Source organism: Shinella granuli (genome assembly GCF_004341885.1).
Taxonomy (GTDB): domain Bacteria; phylum Pseudomonadota; class Alphaproteobacteria; order Rhizobiales; family Rhizobiaceae; genus Shinella; species Shinella granuli.
Genome location: NZ_SLVX01000011.1, coordinates 1 through 21,967, shown reverse-complemented (window position 1 = coordinate 21,967; position 21,967 = coordinate 1). Strand labels below are relative to the sequence as shown.

The window sequence follows — 21,967 nt, the reverse complement described above, 5'->3', positions numbered from 1 at the left end:
GTGCGAAGCGGTTTGCGTCCGGATCGCGTCAAAAAACTAGAGCTTGCGCAGCGCCACCGTCTCGATGAGGTGGTTCCGGCCCTTCTGCAGGATGAGGTCGGCGCGCGGGCGGGTCGGCAGGATGTTCTGGTGCAGGTTTTTCAGGTTGATGTTGCACCAGAGGTTTTCCGCGATCGCAAGCGCTTCCTCCTCGCTGATCGTGGCGTAGCGATGGAAGTAGGAATCCGGGTTGCGGAAGGCGGTTTCCCGAAGGCGCATGAAGCGCTCCACGTACCAGGCGTGGATCAGCGTCTCCTCGGCGTCGATATAGATCGAGAAATCGAAGAAATCGGAGACCATCGGCACGATCTTGCCGTCCGCCGGCAGGTTGCGCGACTGGAGGACGTTGATGCCCTCGAAGATCAGGATGTCCGGCCGGTCGATAGTGCGGAAGGCATTGGGCAGCACGTCATAGGTGAGGTGCGAATAGGTCGGTGCCTTGACGTCCTTCTTGCCGGCCTTGATGGCCGAAAGGAAGCGCAGCAGCGCGCCGATGTCGTAGCTTTCCGGGAACCCCTTGCGCTCCATCAGGTTCTCGCGCTGGAGCACGGCGTTCGGATAGAGGAAGCCGTCGGTCGTCACGAGGTCGACCTTGGGGCTGGACGGCCAGCGCGACAGCAGTTCCATCAGGATGCGTGCGGTGGTGGATTTGCCGACCGCGACCGAGCCGGCAATCCCAATGACATAGGGCGTCTTCGCCTCGTCCGAGAGGCTGAGGAAGCGCTTGCGCTGCTCGAAGAGCATCTGCGAGGATTCGACATGGGCCGACAGCAGGCGCGACAGCGACAGATAGATGCGCCTGACTTCGTTGAGGTCGATCGGGTCGCCCAGCGAACGCAGGCGCTGCACCTCGTCGGCGGTCAGCGTCAGCGGCGTATCGGCGCGGAAGCGCGCCCATTCGTCTGCCGAGAAGAAGCGGTAGGGAGAATAGTCGTGATTGCCGAAATCGTCCGGAATATCCGCCTGGTTCTTGTCGCGCACTGCCTGGATCATCAACTCTTCCGGCTGGCCTTTTCCGCGAGGCCGGACTGGCTCGTCCGCCGCTCCAGCTCCCCCATGACATCTTGTAACGGGACGCCGCCGATTTTCAATACGACGATCAGATGATAGAGCAAATCGGCCGTTTCGCTCGTCAAGGCGGCCTTTTCGCCCTCGATCGCAGCGATAACGGTCTCGACGGCCTCTTCTCCGAGCTTTTTTGCCGCTTTCTGCTGTCCGGACGCGACGAGCTTCGCCGTCCAGCTTTCCGACGGGTCGGCCTTGGCGCGGGCGTCGACGATGCGTTCGAGATCGGCAAGGGTGAAGGTGCTCATATGCCTCTCCTCAGTCGAGCCGCATGGCGATGCCGTGCTTGGCCATGTAGCGCTTGGCTTCGCCGACGGTGTAGGTGCCGAAGTGGAAGATCGAGGCGGCCAGCACCGCCGTCGCATGCCCGTCGCGAACGCCCTCGACGAGGTGGTCGAGCGTGCCGACGCCGCCCGAGGCGATGACCGGCACGCAGACGCGGTCGGCGATGGTGCGGGTCAGCGCGATGTCGTAGCCGACCTTCTGGCCATCGCGGTCCATCGAGGTCAGGAGCAGTTCGCCCGCGCCGCGCTCCACCATCTTTTCCGCGAAGGCGACGGCGTCGATGCCGGTCGGCTTGCGGCCGCCATGGGTGAAGATTTCCCAGCGGTCTTCCTCGCCTTCGCCGGATACCTTCTTGGAGTCGATCGAGACGACGATGCACTGGTTGCCGAACTTGTCGGCGGCTTCCGCCACGAAATCCGGATTGGCGACGGCGGCCGAGTTGATCGACACCTTGTCCGCCCCCGCGAGCAGCAGCTTGCGGATATCGGCGACCGTGCGCACGCCGCCGCCGACGGTAAGCGGCATGAAGCAATGGTCGGCCGTGCGCGCCACGACGTCGAAGATCGTGTCGCGGTTGTCGGAGGAGGCGGTGATGTCGAGGAAGCAGAGTTCGTCGGCACCGGCGGCGTCATAGGCCTTCGCCGATTCCACGGGATCGCCGGCATCGACCAGGTTGACGAAGCTGACGCCCTTGACGACACGGCCGTCCTTGACATCGAGGCAGGGGATGACGCGGGCCTTGAGGGTCATGCGGCTTCTCCTCGGATCACCGCCAGCGCCTCTGCGGGGTCGATACGGCCATCATAGAGCGCCCGGCCGGAAATCGCGCCCTCAAGCTTGCGCGCATCCGGCGCGACGAGGCGGCGGATGTCGTCCATCGAAGCGAGACCGCCGGAGGCGATGACGGGAATGGAGACGGCGTCCGCCAGTTCCAGCGTCGAGGCCCAGTTGATGCCGGTCAGGATGCCGTCGCGGTCGATATCCGTATAGATGATCGCAGCGACGCCAGCGCCTTCGAATTTCCTGGCAAGCTCGATCACGCCGAGTTCGGACGCTTCCGCCCAGCCCTCGACGGCCACCTTGCCGCCCTTGGCGTCGATACCGACGGCGACCCTGCCGGGAAATTCCCGGCAGGCCTCGATGACCAGCGCCGGATCGCGTACGGCGACCGTGCCGAGGATGACGCGGGAAAGCCCGCGCGACAGCCAGCTTTCGATATGGTCGAGCGTGCGGATGCCGCCGCCAAGCTGAACCGGGTTTTTCGTCGCCTTGAGGATGGCGTCGACGGCGGCGCCGTTGACGCTTTCCCCCGCGAAGGCGCCGTTGAGGTCGACGACGTGCAGCCATTCGAAGCCCTGGTCTTCGAAGGCTTTCGCCTGGGCGGCCGGGTCGGGATTGTAGACGGTGGCCTGGTCCATGTCGCCGAGTTTCAGGCGAACGCACTGGCCGTCTTTCAGATCGATGGCGGGAAAGAGGATCATGTCAGGGCTTCCAGCGCAGGAAATTGCTGATGAGGGAAAGGCCGAGCGCCTGGCTCTTTTCCGGATGGAACTGCGCGCCGGCCTTGTTGCCGCTCGCGACGAAGGCGGTCACCGGGCCGCCGTAGTCGACGGTCGCGACCACGTCGTCCGGGTTTTCGGCGGCGAGGTGATAGGAATGCACGAAATAGGCGTGCAGCGTCTCCGGGATGCCCTCGAAGAGCGGGTGCGCGTATCGGCGGGTAAGCGTGTTCCAGCCGATCTGCGGGATCTTCAGCGCCGGATCGTCCGGCGTCATCCGGACGACGTCGCCCCTGATCCAGCCGAGGCCTTCGGTGGTGGTCTTTTCGAGGCCCCGCGAGGACATGAGCTGCATGCCGACGCAGATGCCGAGGAAGGGCCGGGCCTTCGCCTCGACGGTGTCGCGCAGCGCCTCGACCATGCCGGGCACGGCGTCGAGGCCGCGGCGGCAGTCGGCATAGGCGCCGACGCCGGGCAGCACGATGCGGTCGGCGGTGGCGACGCGCTCGGCCTTGTCGGTGAGGTCGATCTCGGTGGTGATGCCGGCTTCACGCGCGGCGCGCTCGAAGGCCTTGGTGGCCGAGCGCAGGTTGCCCGAGCCGTAGTCGATGATTGCAACGCGCATCTCAGCGTCCTTCCTTGAAACCGACGAGGCCGAGCATGGGAGCGTGCCGGCGCGGGGAGGTTTCGGCTGCCGGCAGGGAAACGGTGCGACGCGTCTCCGCTTCGCCGGTCGTGATGTCCATGTAGTAGATCTCTTCCGCCGTTGCACGGTCGTTCGCCGATATGGCCGCATCGACCCTCCAGCCCGCCCGCGTGAGGCCGGCGACGATCATCGTGGGGCCTTCAAGCGCGACGAGAAGATTGGTCGCAAGGCAGATGCCGAGGCCGGCGAGGCCAAAGACAGGATGCTCGGAGAGGACCGAGCCCAGCGCCTCAATCGCGAAAACAAGGGCTGCGGCCAGAAAAGCGCGATGCCATAGCAGCCAGATGAACGGCACGAAGAACGCGATCCACGAAAAACGATCGCGGATGATCCGGGCTTTTTCATCCTGGGATTTCGCACCCGGCGGTATCAGAAAGAGGAACGTGGCCATATCGACAGGCCTCCATCTATGCCCTGGTCAGGCCAGCGAACCCTTCGTCGAGGGAACGCGGCCCGCCTGGCGGGGATCGATCTCGGTCGCGGTGCGCAGCACGCGCGCGACGGCCTTGAAGCATGTCTCCGAGATATGATGGTTGTTCGCGCCGTAGATGTTCTGGATATGCAGCGTGATGCCGGCGTGCTGGGCGAGAGCGTTGAAGAACTCGCGCACCAACTCGGTGTCGAAGCTGCCGATCTTCGGGGCGGAGAAATTGACGTTCCAGACGAGGAAGGGCCGGCCGGACACGTCCACGGCGGCGCGGGTCATCGTCTCGTCCATGGCAAGGTCGAGCGAGGCGTAGCGCGTGATGCCGCGCCGGTCGCCGAGCGCCTTGGCGATGGCCTGGCCGATGGCGATGCCGGTGTCTTCCACGGTATGATGGTCATCGACATGGAGGTCGCCCTCGGTCTTGATGTCCATGTCGATGAGCGAATGGCGCGACAGCTGGTCGAGCATATGATCGAAGAAACCAACGCCCGTCGAAATGGTCGACGTGCCGGTGCCGTCGATATTGACGGTGACGGCGACGGAGGTCTCGTTCGTCTTGCGCGAAACGCTGGCTGTGCGGCTCATGGCGGTCTCCGGTGATTGACCGCCGCTCCTTAACAGGGCTCTGTGGAAAACGCCAGTCGGGTGAGCCTTGCCGGACAGGCGAAAACCGCCTGCCGGGTGATGGAATGCCGGCTCGCGCCGGCGCCCGTCATTTCTTGCGCAGCGTGCTCTCGCTGTTCTTGACCTGGGAACCCAGCGTGGGCGCGGCGGCTTTTTCGGCGCCCTTCTCCTTCTTGGGTTTGCGTGCTTCCTTGTTGCCTCGGACCTGACCTTTTGCCATCGCCGTAACCCCTTGTGTTGGTGGGAAACCATAACCTGCTCATCGGGCGGCGAAAGCAAGGCTTATTTTGAACCGGCCGGCTTTCGCGCCGTCGCCGCGCAAGGCATCGCGTGCCGTTTGCAATTGCCGAAACGCCGCTTACATAGGACACAACGAAGCCGCCTCGCCGGCGGCACTCCTGCCCGAATGGGCCTAGAGGTCTATCGAATGAGTGAACACAATCCCTACGCTTCCATGCACGCCACGACGATCATCACCGTCCGCAAGGACGGCAAGGTGGTGATGGCGGGCGACGGCCAGGTGAGCCTTGGCCAGACCGTGATGAAGGGCAATGCGCGCAAGGTCCGCCGCCTCGCCAAGGGCGACGTGATCGCCGGTTTCGCCGGCGCGACGGCCGATGCCTTCACGTTGCTCGAACGGCTCGAAGCCAAGCTTGAACAGTATCCCGACCAGCTGATGCGCGCGGCCGTCGAGCTTGCCAAGGACTGGCGCACCGACCGCTATCTGCGCCGCCTCGAGGCGATGATGCTGGTCGCCGACAAGTCCGTGACGCTGGCGCTGACCGGCAATGGCGACGTGCTGGAGCCGGAACACGGCACCATGGCGATCGGCTCGGGCGGCAACTACGCCTATGCCGCGGCCCGGGCGCTGATGGACACGGACAAGTCGGCGGAAGAGATCGCGCGCCGCGCCATGCAAATCGCCGGCGACATCTGCGTCTACACCAACCACAATGTCGTGGTGGAGACGCTGGATGCCGATTGATCTCGCCCGGATCGGCTTTTCACCCGTTGGGGAAGAGCATTACCCGCTGCTTCTCGCATGGCTGAACAGGCCGCATATGCGCGAATGGTGGGGCGATCCGGAAGAGGAGCTCGGCTTCATTCGCGACATGGTGGAAGAAAAGGACACGACCCGTCCCTTCCTCATCATGCTCGACGGAAAGCCGGTCGGCTACATACAACACTGGTTTGTCGGCCATCACCAGAACGAGGAGTGGACGAAGGACAATCCCTGGCTTCTCGAGCTGCCGCAGGAGGCCGTCGGCGTCGATCTTTCGATCGGCGAGGCGGACAGGCTCTCCGCCGGCATCGGCTCGGCGGCGCTCATCGCCTTCGTCGCCCATCTTCGCGGCCTCGGCCACGAGACCATCATCATCGATCCCGATCCCGCCAACGCCCGTGCGGTTCGCGCCTATGAAAAAGCCGGCTTCCGGCCGGTGGAAAAGCTCCTGGGCCGCACCGGCGACGACGTGCTGATCATGCAATTCGACCCGAAAGCGAACGAGACATCATGACCAACTTTTCCCCCCGCGAGATCGTTTCCGAACTCGACCGCTACATCATCGGCCAGCACGACGCCAAGCGCGCCGTGGCCATCGCGCTCCGCAACCGCTGGCGCCGCCACCAACTGGAGCCGGACCTGCGCGACGAGGTGATGCCGAAGAACATCCTGATGATCGGCCCGACCGGCGTCGGCAAGACGGAGATCTCCCGGCGCCTGGCGAAGCTCGCCGGTGCGCCCTTCGTCAAGGTCGAGGCAACCAAGTTCACCGAGGTCGGTTATGTCGGCCGCGATGTCGAGCAGATCGTGCGCGATCTCGTCGAGGTCGGCATCGGCCTGGTGCGCGAGAAGAAGCGCGCCGAGGTGACGGCCAAGGCCCACGCGAATGCCGAGGAACGGGTGCTCGACGCGCTGGTCGGCGCGACGGCCTCGCCCGCGACGCGCGACAGTTTCCGCAAGAAGCTGCGGGGCAACGAACTCGATGACAAGGAAATCGAGATCGACGTCGCCGATACCGGTGGCGGCATGCCCGGCGGCTTCGAGATTCCCGGCATGCCCGGCGCCAATATCGGCGTTCTCAACCTTTCCGAGATGTTCGGCAAGGCGATGGGCGGGCGCACCAAGAAGGTGAAGACGACGGTCAAGGATTCCTACAAGATCCTGATCGACGACGAATCCGACAAGCTGCTCGACAACGAGCAGATCCAGCGCGAGGCCATCCGCTCGGCGGAAAACGACGGCATCGTCTTCATCGACGAGATCGACAAGATCGCCGCGCGGGACGGCGGCATGGGCGCGGGCGTCTCGCGCGAGGGCGTGCAGCGCGACCTCCTGCCGCTCGTCGAGGGCACGACGGTCGCCACCAAATACGGGCCGGTCAAGACGGATCACATCCTCTTCATCGCCTCCGGCGCCTTCCACGTCTCCAAGCCGTCCGACCTCCTGCCCGAGCTGCAGGGCCGCCTGCCGATCCGTGTCGAGCTGCGTGCGCTGACCAAGGAGGACTTCCGCCGCATCCTCACGGAGACGGAGGCGAGCCTCATCCGCCAGTACAAGGCGCTGATGGCGACGGAAAGCGTCGAACTCGACTTCACCGAGGACGGCATCGACGCGCTGGCCGATGTCGCCGTGCAGCTCAATGCGAGCGTCGAGAATATCGGCGCGCGGCGGCTGCAGACGGTGATGGAGCGGGTGCTCGACGAGATCTCCTTCGAGGCGCCGGACAAGGGCGGCAACAGGCTCCTCGTCGACGCGGCCTATGTGCACAAGCATGTCGGGGCGCTTGCGGCCAATACCGACCTGTCACGCTACATTCTGTGACGTTTGCGCACCGGTGGTCGCCCTTGCGGCTGCCGGTGCCCGATTTTTGATGGCGGGAACCCTCGACAGGAAGCGTCGCGCGGCCTAGGCATTGCACGCATTCTGGCATCATTCCGACATTTTTGCGTTGCATCGGTCTGCCATGCCGACATTACGAGAAGACGGAACCGGACCCGTGCGACAGCTCATTTCCGCGCTTGCCCTTGCAGCCGCCCTTTTTGTCCAGAGCCAGACCACGGCCCTGGCCATCGACGTGGTGCCACCAGGCAACCGCAATGCCGAGCAGCCGCAGATCCCGGGCGCCTCCACGCGCCGCACCAAGGCGGGCAAGACTTCGTTCGACGCGAAATACGAGAAGGTGCGCGATCTCATCGCCAAGGACGGCCAGCTGACCGGCAAGATCAAGGCGGTGGCGGGCAGGTACGGCATCGCCCCGATCCACATGGTCGGCGCGATCGTCGGCGAGCATACCTACAATGTCGACGCCTATGACCGCCTGCAGAGCTATTATGTGAAGGCGGCGTCCTATACCGGCTCGTTCCGCTTCGCCTATGACGGCGAAAACGTCGCCGATTTCGTCGCCCGGCCGGAATTTGCCAAATGCGCGGACAAGAAGGACTCCTATGCGCTCTGGACCTGCCGCGAGACGGTCTGGAACAAGACGTTCAAGGGCCGCACGGTCGGCGGCACGCCCTTTCCGAACAACCGCTTCAGCGCGGTGTTCTTCCAGCCCTTCTATGCCGGCCAGACCTTCGGCCTCGGCCAGATCAACCCGCTGACGGCGCTGACGCTGACCGACGACGTGGCGCGCATCTCCGGCTACGACCGGCTCGACGAGAAGGATGCGGCCGGCGTCTACCAGGCGATCATGGATCCCGACATCTCGCTTGCCTACATGGCCGCCTCGATCCGCCGCTCGATCGACGCCTACAGGAAGATCGCCGGTGTCGATATTTCGAAGAATCCGGGCGTGACGGCGACGCTTTACAATATCGGCAATCCCGATGCGCGCGCTGCCGCCTTCGCCGCGCGGCGCGCCGCGGGCGAGGCGACCTGGCCGGAAGAGAACTATTACGGCTGGCTGATCAACGACAAGCTGGCGGAACTCGAGGGCCTGCTCTAACTTTGGCCTTCCTGTTGGCTCACTCTCCGGGAATGAGCTGACTACAAGGAGGCAGACGATGGACGTGCGTCCCGAGCCGTTCGAACCGCCGGCGCCGATACCGCGCAGCGTTCCGCCGTCCAGGCTCGAAATCATCCGCACCGTCTTCCGCAATCCCCTGGAGCTGTGGGGCGAGCCCTCCTATACGCTGCCCTGGATCATGACGCGCTTCTTCGGCGAGAAGACGCTGATCGTCAACGATCCCGACCTCATCAAGTACCTGCTCGTCGACAATGCCCAGAACTACAAGATGGCCGTGGTGCGCCAGCTCGTGCTGCGCCCGATCCTGCGCGACGGGCTGCTGACGGCGGAGGGCGCGGTCTGGCGCCGCTCGCGCAAGGCGGTCGCGCCGATCTTCACGCCGCGCCACGCCAAGGGTTTTGCCAGCCAGATGCTGGCGCAGTCCGAGCTCTATGCGAAGAAATACGAGGGTTCGGACGGCACGGTCTTCGATATCGGCAACGACATGACGGAGCTCGCTTTCGCCGTCCTCTCCGAGACGCTGTTTTCCGGCGAGATCGTCACCCGGTCGGAGAGTTTTGCCGATGACGTGGAGGATTTGCTGCATTCCATGGGCCGCGTCGATCCGATGGATCTGCTGCGCGCGCCGTCCTGGGTGCCGCGGGTGACGCGGATCGGCGGGCTGAAGGTGCTGAAGAAGTTTCGCGGGATCGTGCGCGATACGATGGACCTGCGCCTCAGGTGCATGAAGGACAGCGACACGGCGCCGAACGATTTCCTCACCCTTCTTCTGCGTGCGGCCGGGCCGGAGGGCCTGACCATGGAGGAGGTGGAGGACAATATCCTCACCTTCATCGGCGCCGGTCATGAGACGACGGCGCGGGCGCTCGCCTGGACGCTCTATTGCGTCGCCAATTCCCCGCATGTGCGGGACGCGATGGAAGAGGAGATCGACCGGGTGCTGGAAAGCGGTGCCGATCCCGTCGACTGGCTCGACCGGATGCCCTGGACGCGCGCCGCCTTCGAGGAGGCGATGCGGCTCTATCCGCCGGCGCCGTCGATCAACCGCGAGGCGATCGCCGATGACGCCTGGATCAGCCCCAAGGGCGAGCGGGTGGAGATCCCCAAGGACGTCACCATCCTCGTCATGCCCTGGACGCTGCACCGCCATGCGCTGCTCTGGCAGAAGCCGCGCGCCTACATGCCGGAACGCTTCCTGCCGGAGAATCGGGAGGCGATCCACCGCTTCCAGTACCTGCCCTTCGGCGCGGGGCCGCGCATCTGTATCGGCGCGACCTTCGCCATGCAGGAGGCGATCATCGCGCTCGGCGTTCTGATGCGCCGCTTCCGCTTCGACATGACGGAGGAAACGCGCCCCTGGCCCGTGCAGCGCCTGACGACCCAGCCGGCTAACGGACTGGCGTTGCGGGTGACGGCTCGTCGACCCGCTTCTTCGATTTCTTGATCGTCTTGATCGCGGCGCAGGTCGCTTCCGGGTTCTTGCAGGGCTGGTAGACGACGATCTCGCTGCCGCTGCCGTCGTCCCAGACCGCCTGCACGGCGATGGTTTCCGCCTCGCCCGGCTTCAGGTTGATATAGATCCAGTTCTGCGTGTCGTCCGAAGGCAGGTTGAACGGCAGCTCCGGATCGCATTTGGCCAGCGGGAAGCGCTGGTCCAGCGTGTCGTTGTTGATCGAGTAGCGGATCTCCGACAAGCGGCAATGCATGGTCTGCAGGCTCGTGAAATAGATGAGCTGCTGGTCGGCGAAATTGCGGAACTGCACCCAGCCCGTCTGCTTGTTGGCATCCAGCATCGCCTTGTAGATCGAAACGTCCGGAATCTGCGCCTGATACTGTTCCTCGTCGTCCTCCTGGGCGGTGGCGGGCGGGCTGCCGGCCAGGAGCGCGGCGCCGAGGAAAAGGGCGGCCAGAAGCGGCTTTCGCAGGGTGGGATCGTTCACTGGGCAGGCTCCTCGTTCTTTCACGTCATGTCGCCGGCGGAATGGTGGCATTCGGCGCGGACATGTCATAACACCATAGGCAATAACACCATTCACGGCCCGCTTTGAAAAGAGACGGCGGGCGGTACGGAAGAATTCTCGTGGCAGACCATTTGTTACTCGGCATCGATACCGGCGGCACCTACACGGACGCCGTGCTCTACAGCGAAACCGCCGGCGTCGTCGCCCGCGCCAAGGCGCTCACCACCCGCCACGATCTCTCGGTCGGCATTTCCGGCGCCGTCGAAGCGGTGCTGGAGGCGGCCAAGGCCCCCGTTTCGGCCATCGGCCTCGTCTCGCTCTCCACCACGCTGGCGACCAACGCCCTGGTGGAAGGGCAGGGCGGCCGCGCCGGCCTGGTGATGATCGGTTTTGGCCCCGAGGACCTGAAGCGCGACGGCCTTGCCGATGCGCTCGGCAACGATCCCGTGCTGTTCCTGCCCGGCGGGCACAATGTGCATGGCGACGAGACGGCGCTCGACATGACGGCGCTGGACGACGCCCTGCCGGTCCTGGCCGAGACCGTCTCGTCCTTTGCCGTCGCCGGCTATTTCGCCGTGCGCAACCCGGCGCACGAGGAGCGGGTGCGCGCGCGCATCCGCGAGGTCTCGCACCTGCCCGTCACCTGCAGCCACGAACTCTCCTCCAAGCTCGGCGGGCCGCGCCGGGCGCTGACGACGCTGCTCAATGCCCGCCTCGTCTCGATGATCGACCGGCTGATCGGCGCCTGCGAGGACTATCTCGACCGGCGTGGCATCCATGTGCCGATGATGGTGGTGCGCGGCGACGGGGCGCTGATCTCGGCGGCCGAGGCGCGGCTGCGGCCGATCGAGACGATCCTGTCCGGCCCGGCGGCCAGCCTCGTCGGCGCGCGGCACCTGACCGGGCTCGACAATGCCGTCGTCTCCGATATCGGCGGCACGACGACGGACGTGGCGGTGCTCGATGGCGGGCGGCCGAAGCTCGACGCGGAAGGCGCCGTCGTCGGCGGCTATCGCACCATGGTCGAGGCGGTCGCCATGCGCACCTTCGGCCTCGGCGGCGATTCGGAGGTGCGCATCGACGACCGCGGCCTCAAGGCGAAGATCGAGCTCGGGCCGCGCCGCTTCCTGCCGCTGAGCCTTGCCTCGGCGCTGCATCCCGGGGCGGTCGTCCCGGTGCTGGAGCGCCAGCTGCGCGCGCCCCATGCCGGGCGGCACGACGGCCGCTTCGCCGTGCGCACCGGCGTGCCGGAGCGGTTGGCGAGCGGCCTCCAGCCGCAGGAACAGGCGCTCTACGAGAAGATCGGCATGGTGCCGCTGCCGCTGGAGGGGCTGCTCGCCACCATGCTGCAGAAGGTGACGCTCGACCGGCTGGTCGCCCGCGGCCTCGTGCATATCTGCGGCATCACGCCCTCCGACGCCATGCATGTGCTCGGCGGACAGGGCCAGTGGGACGCAGCGGCCGCCCGCCTCGGGCTGGAGATCGCCGCCCGCACGCGGGACGGTTCCGGCCGGCCGATCGCCGACAGCCCCGAGGCGCTGGCGCGCGTCCTCATCGATCGTCTCACCCGGCAGTCGGCCGATGTCATCCTGTCGGCCTGCCTTGCCGATGACGGGGCGGGGGCGATCGATCCGGTCAACTCGCTGACGATCGACCGCGCGCTGCACCGCGTGCCCGGCATCGTGCAGTTCCGCGTCGCGCTCGACCGGCCGCTCGTCGGCCTCGGCGCCTCCGCGCCGGTCTATTATCCCGCCATCGCCGACATGCTCGGCGCCGAATCAGCCATTCCCGCGGACGCCGGCGTTGCCAATGCGGTCGGCGCCGTGGTCGGCCAGGTGCGCAGCATGGTCACGGTGTTCGTGACCATGCCGGAAGAGGGCATCTTCATCGTCGGCGGCACGGGCGAAAGCGTGCGCCTCATCGACGAAAGCGAGGCCTTCGCGCTGGCGAAGGAGCGGGCCATGACGGCGGCGCTCACTGCCGCGCGGATCAACGGCGCGGACGAGCCGGCGGTGACGCTCACCGAGGAGATCGACGCGCCGGAGGTGGAGGGCCGCCGCAAGCTCATGGAGGCGCGCTTCACGGCGATCGCCAGCGGCCGGCCGCGCATCGCGCACGAAAGCTGACGCTTTTTTCGTCTTTCGGCCTCGCCTGGCCGCCTTTCGGGACGGTTATCGCGCGCCTATCGTATGATTTTATCCGAACGGGAATAAATTCTTTATGTCATTGCCGAATTGACTATGCATGCCCGTCTCCGGAAAGTGGCAGCATTCGGGATACTCCCCCCTCGTCCCGTCATTCGGAGTTTTTACATGACCTATATCGAGAAAGCCGGTCTTTCGATCGACCGCGACCTGCATGATTTCATCGTCACGGAGGCGCTTCCCGGCACGGGCGTGGACGCTGCGCGTTTCTTCGATGAATTCTCCGCCATCGTGCACGACCTTGCGCCGGAAAACCGCGCGCTGCTGGCCAAGCGCGACGCGCTGCAGGAGAAGATCGACGCCTGGTATCGCGCCAACGGCGCGCCGGCGGACATGGCAGCCTACGAGGCCTTCCTGCGCGAGATCGGCTACCTGCTGCCGGAAGGCGGCGAGTTCAAGGTGACGACCGACAATGTCGATCCCGAGATCGCCAGCCTCGCCGGCCCGCAGCTCGTCGTTCCCGTCATGAATGCGCGCTACGCGCTGAACGCCGCCAATGCGCGCTGGGGCTCGCTCTACGATGCGCTCTACGGCACGGATGCGATCCCGGAAACGGACGGCGCGGAAAAGGGCAAGGGCTACAATCCCAAGCGCGGCGAGAAGGTCATCGCCTGGGCCAAGGCCTTCCTCGACGAGGCGGTTCCGCTGGAAGGCGCCCGCTGGGCCGACCTCACCGGCATCGAGGCGGGTGCGGAACTGCGCCTTGCCGCCGGCGACCGCGCCGTTTCGCTGAAGCGGCCGGAGCAGTATGCCGGCCATGCGGAAGGCAAGGACGGCTGGCGCCATGTCCTCCTTAAAAACAACGGCCTCGGCATCGAGATCCTGATCAACCGCGACTGGCAGATCGGCAAGACCGATCCGGCGGGCATTGCCGGCGTCAATGTCGAGGCGGCGCTGACGACGATCATGGACTGCGAGGATTCGGTCGCGGCCGTCGATGCCGAGGACAAGGTCCTCGTCTACCGCAACTGGCTCGGCCTGATGAAGGGCGACCTGAAGGAGACCTTCCAGAAGGGCGGCGAGACGGTCGAGCGCAAGCTCTACAGCGACTTCACCTATACCGCGCCGGACGGCTCGCCCTTCGAGGTCAAGTGCCGTTCGCTGATGCTGGTGCGCAATGTCGGCCACCTCATGACCAATCCGGCGATCCGCGACCGCGACGGCAACGAGGTGCCGGAGGGCATCATGGACGCCATGGTGACGGCGCTGATCGCGCTGCACGACGTCGGCCCGAACGGCCGCCGCAAGAATTCGCGCGAAGGCTCGATGTATGTCGTCAAGCCGAAGATGCACGGGCCGGAAGAGGTCGCCTTCGCGGCGAAGCTGTTCGGCCGTGTCGAGGCCGCCATCGGCATGGCGCCGAACACCATGAAGATGGGCATCATGGATGAGGAGCGCCGCACGACGGTTAATCTCAAGGAATGCATCCGCGCCGCCAGGGAGCGCGTCGTCTTCATCAACACGGGCTTCCTCGACCGCACGGGCGACGAGATCCACACCTCGATGGAAGCGGGTCCGATGATCCGCAAGGGCGACATGAAGCAGGCCGCCTGGATTTCCGCCTACGAGAACTGGAACGTCGATATCGGCCTTGCATGCGGCCTGTCCGGCCATGCGCAGATCGGCAAGGGCATGTGGGCCATGCCCGACCTGATGGCGGCGATGCTGGAGCAGAAGATCGCCCATCCGAAGGCCGGCGCCAACACCGCCTGGGTTCCCTCGCCGACGGCCGCGACGCTGCATGCGACGCACTACCACAAGGTCAATGTCGCCGAGGTGCAGGCCGCGCTTCGCTCCCGCCCGCGCGCGAAACTCTCCGACATCCTCTCGGTGCCGGTCGCCGTCCGGCCGAACTGGACGCCGGAGGAGATCCAGCGCGAGCTCGACAACAATGCCCAGGGCATCCTCGGCTATGTCGTGCGCTGGGTCGATCAGGGCGTCGGCTGCTCCAAGGTGCCAGACATCAACAATGTCGGCCTGATGGAGGACCGCGCGACGCTGCGCATCTCCGCCCAGCACATGGCCAACTGGCTGCATCACGGCGTCGTGACGCAAGCGCAGATCGAGGAGACCATGCAGCGCATGGCCGCGGTCGTCGACGGGCAGAATGCCGGCGACCCGCTCTATCGCCCGATGGCCGGCAATTTCGACGGCTCGATCGCCTACCAGGCGGCGCTCGATCTCGTGCTGAAGGGCCGCGAGCAGCCGAACGGCTATACCGAGCCGGTTCTGCACCGCCGCCGCCTGGAGCTGAAGGCCGCCGCGGCGTGAAGCAAAAGCCGTAGGCTGGTTCCGACGGCTCTTATCGGCCCGCGGCAAGATTTCTCGAACCTCTCTTCCGTCATGGTCGGGCTTGACCCGACCATCCACGCTCCGGGCGCGGCGGTGGGGAGGCCGGAGTGCTGCCCATCAGGGGGCGCTGCAAAGCAAAACAAAAGAAGCCGCCGGAGCGATCCGGCGGCTTCTTTCTTAAGCGGATTTTTTCCGCTTACTGCTGGACGACGACGCGGGCGCCCTTGCCGGGGCGGACGCGCTTGTAGAGGTCGATGATGTCCTGGTTCATCAGGCGGATGCAGCCCGACGAGGCGGCCGTGCCGATGGAGGCCCATTCCGGCGTGCCGTGCAGGCGGAACAGCGTGTCCTGGCCCTTCTCGTTGAAGAGATAGAGGGCGCGCGCGCCGAGCGGGTTCTTCAGGCCCGGGCCCATGCCTTCCTTGACGTAGCGGGCGACGTCCGGACGGCGGGCGGCCATTTCTTCCGGCGGATGCCAGGTCGGCCATTCCTGCTTCCAGGCGATGTAGGCCTCGCCCTGCCAGGCAAAGCCCTGCTTGCCGACGCCGATGCCATAGCGCACGGCCTTGCCGCCGGGCAGCACGTAGTAAAGGAAGCGGTTCGGCGTGTTGACGACGATCGTACCGGGCTTTTCCTTGGTCGCGTAGTCGACGATCTGGCGGTGGAACCGGGTGTTCACCTTGTTGATCGGGATCGCGGGCAGGGCATAGCCGTTGTCCTCAACGGGGCCATATTCCGATGTGAAGATGGCGTTGGTCGCCACCTTTTCGCCCGGAAGCGAGGTCGAGGAGGAAGAGCAGCCGGCGAGCGTGACGGCCGCTGCGAGGCCGCACAGAAGGAGGGCATTGCGGAAACGCATGTGAATCTCTTGATAGGAAATTAAGAAGTTCCGAGCCGCGGAACTTTCATCGACTATGGTTTATTTTCGATTAAACCAGTCAATGCAAGTCTGTGTGCTCCGGCGCGGGCCTGTGCTTGAGCAAAAAGACCGGTGATTGTTTTTTTGCAACAACAAGACCTGCCCCGCCTGGCGCTTTCGCCGCGTCCGGATCAGGACAAGCACGCCTTTCCGGCCCGTTCAATGGTCTTCCGCAGCGCTGGCCCGAAGTCGCACAGGAACCGCGGGGCACGGTTAAGGGAACCTTTCACGCCTTTCGAATCAGGCGGCACCCTTAACTTTTTCGCGGCGCGCATTTGCGGGTAGAATGCGATTCGCCGAGGTTGACCCATGACGATCGTTTCCATTCACAACGACAATCCGCTGATCGACGGACGCCAGTCCGACCGCGCCATGATGGTGCGCCGCGGCGTGCAGCGCATGCTGACGGAGATGCGCCATGCGGTATTGCCCGAGCTGACGCTGGCGAGCGGCCGGCGCGCCGACCTCATCAGCCTCTCCGACCGGGGCGAGATCTGGATCGTCGAGATCAAGACGTCGATCGAGGATTTCAAGGTGGACCGCAAATGGCCGGACTACCGCCGGCACTCGGACCGGCTGTTCTTCGCCACGCACAAGGGCGTGCCGCTCGACATCTTCCCGGAGGATTGCGGCCTGATCCTCTCCGACGGCTACGGCGCGCATATCCTGCGCGAGGCGCCGGAACACAGGCTGCCGCCGCCGACGCGAAAATCCGTCACCTTCGCCTTCGCCCGCGTCGCCGCGGGCCGGCTGCTGCTGGCGGAATTCGCTGCCGACACGCGGGGCGGCGGGCCGGACATGTCCGCCATCGTCTCGGGGAAACGCGACGAGCCGGCGTGATGTCCTTTTGAAATAGCGTGTGGGGGTGCCGGCATCTCTTTCCTTCTCCCCGGCGGGGAGAAGGTGGCCCGAAGCGCCAGATGAGGGGCTTGCCGGAGACGCTCTTACTTCGGCGCGCGCTTGGCGAGGATGCGCTGCAGCGTGCGGCGGTGCATGTTGAGGCGGCGGGCCGTCTCGGAGACGTTGCGGTCGCACATTTCATAGACACGCTGGATGTGTTCCCAGCGCACGCGGTCCGCCGACATCGGGTTTTCCGGCAGCTCCACCTTCTCGCCCGGACGCTGCGTCAGCGCGGCGAAGATGTCGTCGGCATCCGCCGGCTTGGCGAGATAGTCGACCGCGCCGAGCTTCACCGCGTTCACGGCCGTCGCGATATTGCCGTAGCCGGTCAGCATGATGATGCGCGTGTCGTCGCGGCGCTGGCGGATGGCGGCGATCACGTCGAGGCCGCTGCCGTCGCCGAGCCGGAGATCGACCACGGCGAATTTCGGCGGATTGGTCTTGGCCTTGGCGATGCCCTCGGCGACCGATTCGGCCGTGTCGACGGCAAAGCCGCGCGTCTCCATGGCGCGCGCAAGGCGGCGCAGGAACGGCGCGTCGTCATCGACGAGGAGGAGGGAAGGATCAGGCCCGATATCGTCGGTTGCCGCGTGGGAGTCGGTGTTTTCTGCCATTTTTCGTCTTTCGTGGCCGAATGTCGTCCATACTTGATGAGGATCAGCTTATCACCCGTAAGCCGGGGTGGGTAAAGTCATTTTGCAGTCTTGGCCTCCATGCGCGCCCGCGGCCAATCGACCGACACGCGCGCGCCCGGCCGGTCGCCGGTGCGGTTGGCAAAGGTCAGTTTCGCGCCGGAGCGTTCCAGCAGCGTCTTGGCGATGAACAGCCCCAGGCCCAGCCCGCCGGCCCGCTCGTCGCGCTGGCGCTTGGTGACATAGGGATCGCCGATGCGCTGCAGGATGTCCGCCGCATAGCCGTCGCCGTCGTCCTCGATGACGATGGTCACCCGCTCCGCCGTGTGGCTGACGGTGATGGTCACCTCCTCGCGTGCATGGTCGACGGCGTTTTCCATGAGGTTGCCGAGGCCGTAGAGAATGCCGGGATTGCGGTTGCCGACCGGCTCGCTCTCGCGCTCGCCGATTTCGACGAGGTTGAGGCGGATGCCGAATTCGCGATGCGGTGCCAGCACCTCCTCCAGCAGCGAGGAGAGCGGCAGCACCCGCATATGCGCCTCGTCCGCCGCCGAAAGCGTGGTGAGGCGGCGCAGGATGTCGCGGCAACGCTCGCTCTGGCTGCGCAGGAGCTGCACGTCCTCCTTGAAACGGTCGTCCGTGCCGAGCTCGCGCTCCATCTCGCGCGCCACGACGCTGATCGTGGCGAGCGGCGTGCCGAGCTCATGCGCCGCCGCCGCCGCCAGGCCGTCGAGCTGGGAAAGGTGCTTCTCGCGCTGGAGGATGAGTTCGGTCGCCGCCAGCGCGTCGGAAAGCTCCGCCGCCTCCTGAGACACGCGGTAGGAATAGAAGGCGGCAAAGGCCGTGGTCGAGACGATGGCGAACCAGAAGCCGGCCGTCAGGATCGGCGGCACGACGAGCACCGTGCCGGGAAACCACGGCAGCGGGAAGGGCGTGAAGGCGAGCGCCGTGATGCCGAGCACCGAGAGCAGGCCGAGCGGCAGGCTGAAGCGGATCGGCTGCAGCGAGGACGAGATGATGACGGGCACGCAGACGAGCGGCGCGAAGGGATTGGCAAGCCCCCCGGTTATGAAGAGCAGCGCCGTCAGCTGGCACAGGTCGAAGGCGAGCAGCAGGAAGGCGGAGGCCGGCGTCAGCCGGTGCGTCGGCGAGAACCGCACGGCGAGGAAGAAGTTCACCGCCGCGAGCAGCGCGATCAGCACGGCGGCCGGCAGCAGCGGCAGCGGGAAATCGAGCCACAGCCCGACGACGATGACCGTGATCGACTGGCCGGCGACCGCCAGCCAGCGCAGCCGGATGATCGTCTCGAGGCGCAGGCGCCGGCCGGAGCCCTCGAAGTCGATGTCCTGGTAACCCGTCATCCCGCCGTCCTTCCGCTCGCGAACCTGCTTCCGCTCTTCTAGAGCATTTCCGCTTGTGTTCGAATCGCGAAAACGCTCCATCTGCTTGTCCTCAAGCATCTGCGGGACGCAAGGCCGCTCCGCCCTTTCGCTGGAAGGCTCTAAACCGCGAAAATGCCGGGAGCGATTTGTCTTTCCGCAAGTTTCTGCGCAAAACCCCCGGCAATTGCTGGAAATTGCGCGATCAGGTCCCGCGCGGCTTGGCCCGCGTCGTCGGCAGGGCGTCCGCCGGATCCTCCGGCCAGGGGTGTTTCGGATAGCGCCCGCGCATGTCCGCCCTGACGTCGCGCCACGAGCCCGCCCAGAAGCCGGGCAGGTCGCGCGTCGTCTGGATCAGCCGATGGGCGGGCGAGTGGAGTTCGAGCAGCAGCGGCAGCCGCCCGCCCGCCACGGCCGGATGCTGCTTCAGCCCGAACAGTTCCTGCACGCGGATCGCCAGCACCGGTTCGTCGCCGTCGTAGCGGATCGGGTGGCGCTGGCCGGTCGGCGCCTCGAAATGGGTGGGGGCGAGCCGGGCGAGGTCGCGCTGCGCCGCATAGGGCACCAGCGCCATCAGCCCCTCCTGCAAGCGCGCCGAAGAAATGTCGTCGAGGCCGCGGGCATTTTCCTGGAACGGCACGAACCAGGCGTCGAGCGTGGCGAGCAGCGCGTCGTCGCCGGTATCCGGCCAGGGTTCGCCGATCGAACGGTGCAGAAAGCCGATCCGGTCGCGCAACTGCGCCGCCTCGCGGGAAAACGGCAGGATATCGAGACCGAGCTGGCGCACGCCTTCAGCCAGAGCCGCTGCCGCCTTCGGCCCGCTTGGCCGCGCAAGCGGCGTTTCTTCAAGGATCATCGCCCCGAGGCGAACGACCCGGCGGGCGCGCACCTGCCGGCTCGCCCGGTCGAAGACGCACTGGTCCTCCCGCACGATGTTTTTCGCAAGTTCGGCCTCGACATCCGCGCGGTCGATTTCCGCCGCGGCGAGAATGCGCTGCCGCCCCGCCTGGCCGGTGAGGTCGGCGACGACGATCATGTCGGCGCCGGCCAGCCGCTCGGTCTCCGGCAGCTCCGCCCCGCGCCCGTTCGCCATGACGAAGCGTCCGCGCCCGCCGCGTTGCAGCGCGACGCGGTCCGGAAAGGCATGCAGCAGCAAGGCACCGGGCGTGCTTGCGGCACTGGCTTTCGCCTTGCCGAACCCGTCCGCCATGCGCTGCGCCAGTCGCCGCGCCGCCTCCGCCCGCTCCCCGCGCTCATTGGCGAAGCGCCGCAGCCGCTCCTCGATATCGACGGCCGTGCCGCCGAGCCCCTGTTCGGTCAAAAGCACCGCCAGCCGCGCCGCGGCCGCCTGTTCGCCCTCCGCCGCCGCATGAAAAATCATCGCCGCGAGCCGCGGCGGCAGCGCGAGGTCGCGAATGCGTTTTCCCGCCGGGGTCAGCGCGCCGTTCTCGTCGAGCGCGCCGAGAAGGCGCAGCAGGTTGCGCGCCTCTTCCACCGCCGCGGCCGGTGGCTGGTCGACGAGCCGCAGCGCCGCGGGATCGCTCACGCCCCAATGGGCAAGGTCGAGCATGAAGCCGGAGAGGTCGCTGGAGAGAATCTGCGGCGGCGTGAAGGCGGGCATCGCCGCCGTCTGCCCGGCATGCCAGAGCCGGATGGCGATGCCCGGCTCCGTTCGCCCGGCGCGGCCGGCCCGCTGGTCGGCGGAGGCGCGCGACACGCGCACCGTCTCCAGCCGGGTGATGCCGGTGGCCGCCTCGAAGACCGGCAGGCGCTGCAAGCCGCTGTCGATGACGATGCGCACGCCGTCGATGGTGATGGAGGTCTCGGCGATCGACGTCGCCAGCACGATTTTGCGCGTGCCCGCGGGGGCGGGGCGGATCGCCGCGTCCTGCTCCTTCTGGCCGAGATTGCCGTAGAGCGGCACGATCGTGGTTTCTGCTCCGAACCGGCCCTCCAGCCGCTCGGCGGTGCGGGTGATTTCGGCCTGCCCCGGCAGGAAGGCGAGGATCGACCCGCTTTCGCGGCGATGCGCCTCGGCAATGGCGCGCGCCATCGTGTCCTCGATGCGCTCCCCCGCCGGCCGGTCCTGATGGCGGATCTCGACCGGAAATGCCCGCCCCTCGCTGACGATGACAGGCGGATCGTCGAGCAGCGCGGCGACGCGCGCCACGTCGAGCGTTGCCGACATGACGAGGATGCGAAGATCCTCGCGCAGCGCCGCCTGCACGTCCAGCGCCAGCGCCAGCCCGAAATCCGCATCGAGCGAACGCTCATGGAATTCGTCGAAGAGCACCGCGGCGACCCCCGTCAATTCCGGATCGTCGAGGATCATGCGGGCGAAAACGCCCTCCGTCACCACTTCGATGCGCGTCTTCGCCGAAACCTTGACGTCGAGCCGCATGCGATAGCCGATCGTCTCGCCGACCCGCTCGCCAAGAAGGCTGGCCATGCGCCCCGCCGCCGCGCGCGCGGCAAGGCGGCGCGGTTCGAGGAGAATGACCTTTCCATCCCCCCGCCAGGCCTGATCGAGAAGGAAGAGCGGGACCAGCGTCGTCTTGCCCGCGCCGGGCGGGGCAGAAAGCACCGCGCGCGCACCCGCGGACAAGGCGTCCCCAAGGGAAGGCAGGACCTCCGAAACGGGCAGGCGCGGCACCCTGTCTATTATGGCCCCCGTCATGAAGGGCGCTTCTCGGTGAGGAAGGCGCTTTCAGGAAGGCTCGGCATGCGTCTCTCCGGTCTGGTTTCGAAGAATGGAATAGCCCGATGGCGCAGCCGAGAGAAGGGGCGCGAAGGGTTGGCGGGAGGGTCGGTACACGCAAAAGGTCGAAACAGAAAATTTTACCACCTGGACAAGATTTCCATCCGCGATTTGGCTGTTCTGGGGCGCTATTTGGTGTACGTGACGGGTACGTGAATGAAATTATCCTATGAAATCAGCAACTTATAAGTTTTTTGATTTTTCCTGGAAATGTCTGTTGACGCCGTGGGGAGAGTGGGCCTATAACCCGGCCATCGAACGAGAGCGGCGGCGCTTCTGGCGGCCGACGAACTCGCTCTAGGGTTTCCT

General features: G+C 66.0%; 21 protein-coding genes. 8 read left to right on the top strand and 13 right to left on the bottom strand.

Translation table 11 applies throughout. The annotated features are described in order from the left end of the window. Positions 1-36: 36 nt before the first annotated feature. The 8 genes from coaA to EV665_RS33110 all read right to left on the bottom strand — a co-directional run bounded on the left by coaA (position 37) and on the right by EV665_RS33110 (position 4,865). Entirely contained in the window at positions 37-1,032 is a 996-nt protein-coding gene (gene coaA / locus EV665_RS17605) for a type I pantothenate kinase (protein ID WP_064332015.1), read from the bottom strand. Next, positions 1,032-1,352, bottom strand: a complete 321-nt coding sequence (locus tag EV665_RS17600) for a phosphoribosyl-ATP diphosphatase (RefSeq protein ID WP_064332016.1) — start codon at positions 1,350-1,352, stop codon at positions 1,032-1,034. Before EV665_RS17600 ends, coaA begins: the two co-directional genes overlap by 1 nt. A 10-nt stretch (positions 1,353-1,362) precedes the next feature. After that, positions 1,363-2,139: an imidazole glycerol phosphate synthase subunit HisF gene (hisF, locus tag EV665_RS17595; RefSeq protein WP_133035110.1), complete on the bottom strand. Its 777-nt coding sequence runs from the start codon at positions 2,137-2,139 to the stop codon at positions 1,363-1,365. Then, positions 2,136-2,870: a 1-(5-phosphoribosyl)-5-[(5-phosphoribosylamino)methylideneamino]imidazole-4-carboxamide isomerase gene (gene hisA / locus EV665_RS17590; RefSeq protein WP_133035109.1), complete on the bottom strand. Its 735-nt coding sequence runs from the start codon at positions 2,868-2,870 to the stop codon at positions 2,136-2,138. Before hisA ends, hisF begins: the two co-directional genes overlap by 4 nt. A 1-nt stretch (position 2,871) precedes the next feature. Further along, positions 2,872-3,513 (bottom strand): imidazole glycerol phosphate synthase subunit HisH, encoded by a 642-nt coding sequence (gene hisH / locus EV665_RS17585; RefSeq protein ID WP_064332018.1) that lies wholly within the window; start codon positions 3,511-3,513, stop codon positions 2,872-2,874. Between the two features lies 1 nt (position 3,514). After that, entirely contained in the window at positions 3,515-3,985 is a 471-nt protein-coding gene (locus tag EV665_RS17580) for a DUF2628 domain-containing protein (protein ID WP_133035108.1), read from the bottom strand. Positions 3,986-4,012: 27 nt separating this feature from the next. Beyond that, positions 4,013-4,606 carry an imidazoleglycerol-phosphate dehydratase HisB gene (gene hisB, locus EV665_RS17575; RefSeq protein ID WP_064332020.1) on the bottom strand — a complete coding sequence of 198 codons (594 nt, stop codon included), beginning with the start codon at positions 4,604-4,606 and terminating at the stop codon, positions 4,013-4,015. 127 nt (positions 4,607-4,733) lie between these two features. Beyond that, a complete protein-coding gene (locus EV665_RS33110) occupies positions 4,734-4,865 on the bottom strand; it encodes a hypothetical protein (RefSeq protein ID WP_256388482.1) in 132 nt (43 codons plus the stop codon). Between the two features lie 207 nt (positions 4,866-5,072). Between EV665_RS33110 and hslV the strand changes: the two genes are divergently transcribed. The 5 genes from hslV to EV665_RS17550 all read left to right on the top strand — a co-directional run bounded on the left by hslV (position 5,073) and on the right by EV665_RS17550 (position 10,057). Then, on the top strand, positions 5,073-5,630 hold the full coding sequence (hslV, locus tag EV665_RS17570; RefSeq protein ID WP_064332021.1) for an ATP-dependent protease subunit HslV: 558 nt from the start codon (positions 5,073-5,075) through the stop codon (positions 5,628-5,630). Beyond that, entirely contained in the window at positions 5,620-6,162 is a 543-nt protein-coding gene (locus tag EV665_RS17565; RefSeq protein WP_133035107.1) for a GNAT family N-acetyltransferase, read from the top strand. The genes hslV and EV665_RS17565 overlap by 11 nt, the downstream gene beginning before the upstream one ends. Continuing rightward, positions 6,159-7,469: an ATP-dependent protease ATPase subunit HslU gene (hslU, locus tag EV665_RS17560; protein ID WP_133035106.1), complete on the top strand. Its 1,311-nt coding sequence runs from the start codon at positions 6,159-6,161 to the stop codon at positions 7,467-7,469. Before EV665_RS17565 ends, hslU begins: the two co-directional genes overlap by 4 nt. Positions 7,470-7,644: 175 nt before the next feature. Next, the gene (locus EV665_RS17555) at positions 7,645-8,592 is read left to right on the top strand and encodes a DUF1402 family protein (RefSeq protein WP_162853094.1); all 948 of its coding nucleotides are present in this window, start codon (positions 7,645-7,647) and stop codon (positions 8,590-8,592) included. A gap of 58 nt (positions 8,593-8,650) precedes the next feature. Further along, positions 8,651-10,057: a cytochrome P450 gene (locus EV665_RS17550; RefSeq protein WP_133035104.1), complete on the top strand. Its 1,407-nt coding sequence runs from the start codon at positions 8,651-8,653 to the stop codon at positions 10,055-10,057. Here the strand turns inward: EV665_RS17550 and EV665_RS17545 are convergent. Further along, a complete protein-coding gene (locus EV665_RS17545) occupies positions 10,002-10,553 on the bottom strand; it encodes a hypothetical protein (protein ID WP_064332026.1) in 552 nt (183 codons plus the stop codon). The two genes, EV665_RS17550 and EV665_RS17545, sit on opposite strands and share 56 nt — an antisense overlap. Positions 10,554-10,693: 140 nt before the next feature. Here EV665_RS17545 and EV665_RS17540 point away from each other — a divergent pair, with 140 nt between their 5' ends. Together EV665_RS17540 and EV665_RS17535 are read left to right on the top strand one after the other, a co-directional pair. Continuing rightward, positions 10,694-12,700 carry a hydantoinase/oxoprolinase N-terminal domain-containing protein gene (locus EV665_RS17540; protein ID WP_133035103.1) on the top strand — a complete coding sequence of 669 codons (2,007 nt, stop codon included), beginning with the start codon at positions 10,694-10,696 and terminating at the stop codon, positions 12,698-12,700. A gap of 186 nt (positions 12,701-12,886) precedes the next feature. Beyond that, positions 12,887-15,049, top strand: coding sequence for a malate synthase G (locus EV665_RS17535; protein ID WP_133035102.1), 2,163 nt, complete (start codon positions 12,887-12,889; stop codon positions 15,047-15,049). 217 nt (positions 15,050-15,266) lie between these two features. On the opposite strand, the gene EV665_RS17530 is transcribed toward EV665_RS17535, so the two are convergent. Further along, positions 15,267-15,929 carry a L,D-transpeptidase gene (locus EV665_RS17530; RefSeq protein WP_064332030.1) on the bottom strand — a complete coding sequence of 221 codons (663 nt, stop codon included), beginning with the start codon at positions 15,927-15,929 and terminating at the stop codon, positions 15,267-15,269. Between the two features lie 369 nt (positions 15,930-16,298). On the opposite strand from EV665_RS17530, the gene EV665_RS17525 reads away from it, so the two are divergent. Next, positions 16,299-16,829, top strand: coding sequence for an MmcB family DNA repair protein (locus tag EV665_RS17525; protein ID WP_064332031.1), 531 nt, complete (start codon positions 16,299-16,301; stop codon positions 16,827-16,829). A 104-nt stretch (positions 16,830-16,933) separates the two neighbouring features. On the opposite strand, the gene EV665_RS17520 is transcribed toward EV665_RS17525, so the two are convergent. From EV665_RS17520 to hrpB, 3 genes are all read right to left on the bottom strand, one after another. Continuing rightward, positions 16,934-17,503 (bottom strand): ActR/PrrA/RegA family redox response regulator transcription factor, encoded by a 570-nt coding sequence (locus EV665_RS17520; RefSeq protein WP_064332032.1) that lies wholly within the window; start codon positions 17,501-17,503, stop codon positions 16,934-16,936. A 77-nt stretch (positions 17,504-17,580) separates the two neighbouring features. Beyond that, positions 17,581-18,882, bottom strand: a complete 1,302-nt coding sequence (locus EV665_RS17515) for an ActS/PrrB/RegB family redox-sensitive histidine kinase (RefSeq protein ID WP_064332033.1) — start codon at positions 18,880-18,882, stop codon at positions 17,581-17,583. 223 nt (positions 18,883-19,105) lie between these two features. Next, positions 19,106-21,577 carry an ATP-dependent helicase HrpB gene (gene hrpB, locus EV665_RS17510; RefSeq protein WP_133035101.1) on the bottom strand — a complete coding sequence of 824 codons (2,472 nt, stop codon included), beginning with the start codon at positions 21,575-21,577 and terminating at the stop codon, positions 19,106-19,108. Between the last annotated feature and the right edge of the window lie 390 nt (positions 21,578-21,967).

Coding starts and splice junctions, on each gene's coding strand:
- hslU (WP_133035106.1), top strand. CDS start 6,159: ATGACCAACTTTTCCCCCCGCGAGATCGTTTCCGAACTCGACCGCTAC.
- EV665_RS33110 (WP_256388482.1), bottom strand. CDS start 4,865: ATGGCAAAAGGTCAGGTCCGAGGCAACAAGGAAGCACGCAAACCCAAG.
- hrpB (WP_133035101.1), bottom strand. CDS start 21,577: ATGACGGGGGCCATAATAGACAGGGTGCCGCGCCTGCCCGTTTCGGAG.
- hisH (WP_064332018.1), bottom strand. CDS start 3,513: ATGCGCGTTGCAATCATCGACTACGGCTCGGGCAACCTGCGCTCGGCC.
- EV665_RS17530 (WP_064332030.1), bottom strand. CDS start 15,929: ATGCGTTTCCGCAATGCCCTCCTTCTGTGCGGCCTCGCAGCGGCCGTC.
- hisA (WP_133035109.1), bottom strand. CDS start 2,870: ATGATCCTCTTTCCCGCCATCGATCTGAAAGACGGCCAGTGCGTTCGC.
- EV665_RS17520 (WP_064332032.1), bottom strand. CDS start 17,503: ATGGCAGAAAACACCGACTCCCACGCGGCAACCGACGATATCGGGCCT.
- EV665_RS17535 (WP_133035102.1), top strand. CDS start 12,887: ATGACCTATATCGAGAAAGCCGGTCTTTCGATCGACCGCGACCTGCAT.
- EV665_RS17550 (WP_133035104.1), top strand. CDS start 8,651: ATGGACGTGCGTCCCGAGCCGTTCGAACCGCCGGCGCCGATACCGCGC.
- EV665_RS17515 (WP_064332033.1), bottom strand. CDS start 18,882: ATGACGGGTTACCAGGACATCGACTTCGAGGGCTCCGGCCGGCGCCTG.
- coaA (WP_064332015.1), bottom strand. CDS start 1,032: ATGATCCAGGCAGTGCGCGACAAGAACCAGGCGGATATTCCGGACGAT.
- EV665_RS17565 (WP_133035107.1), top strand. CDS start 5,620: ATGCCGATTGATCTCGCCCGGATCGGCTTTTCACCCGTTGGGGAAGAG.
- EV665_RS17600 (WP_064332016.1), bottom strand. CDS start 1,352: ATGAGCACCTTCACCCTTGCCGATCTCGAACGCATCGTCGACGCCCGC.
- hslV (WP_064332021.1), top strand. CDS start 5,073: ATGAGTGAACACAATCCCTACGCTTCCATGCACGCCACGACGATCATC.
- EV665_RS17580 (WP_133035108.1), bottom strand. CDS start 3,985: ATGGCCACGTTCCTCTTTCTGATACCGCCGGGTGCGAAATCCCAGGAT.
- hisF (WP_133035110.1), bottom strand. CDS start 2,139: ATGACCCTCAAGGCCCGCGTCATCCCCTGCCTCGATGTCAAGGACGGC.
- EV665_RS17525 (WP_064332031.1), top strand. CDS start 16,299: ATGACGATCGTTTCCATTCACAACGACAATCCGCTGATCGACGGACGC.
- hisB (WP_064332020.1), bottom strand. CDS start 4,606: ATGAGCCGCACAGCCAGCGTTTCGCGCAAGACGAACGAGACCTCCGTC.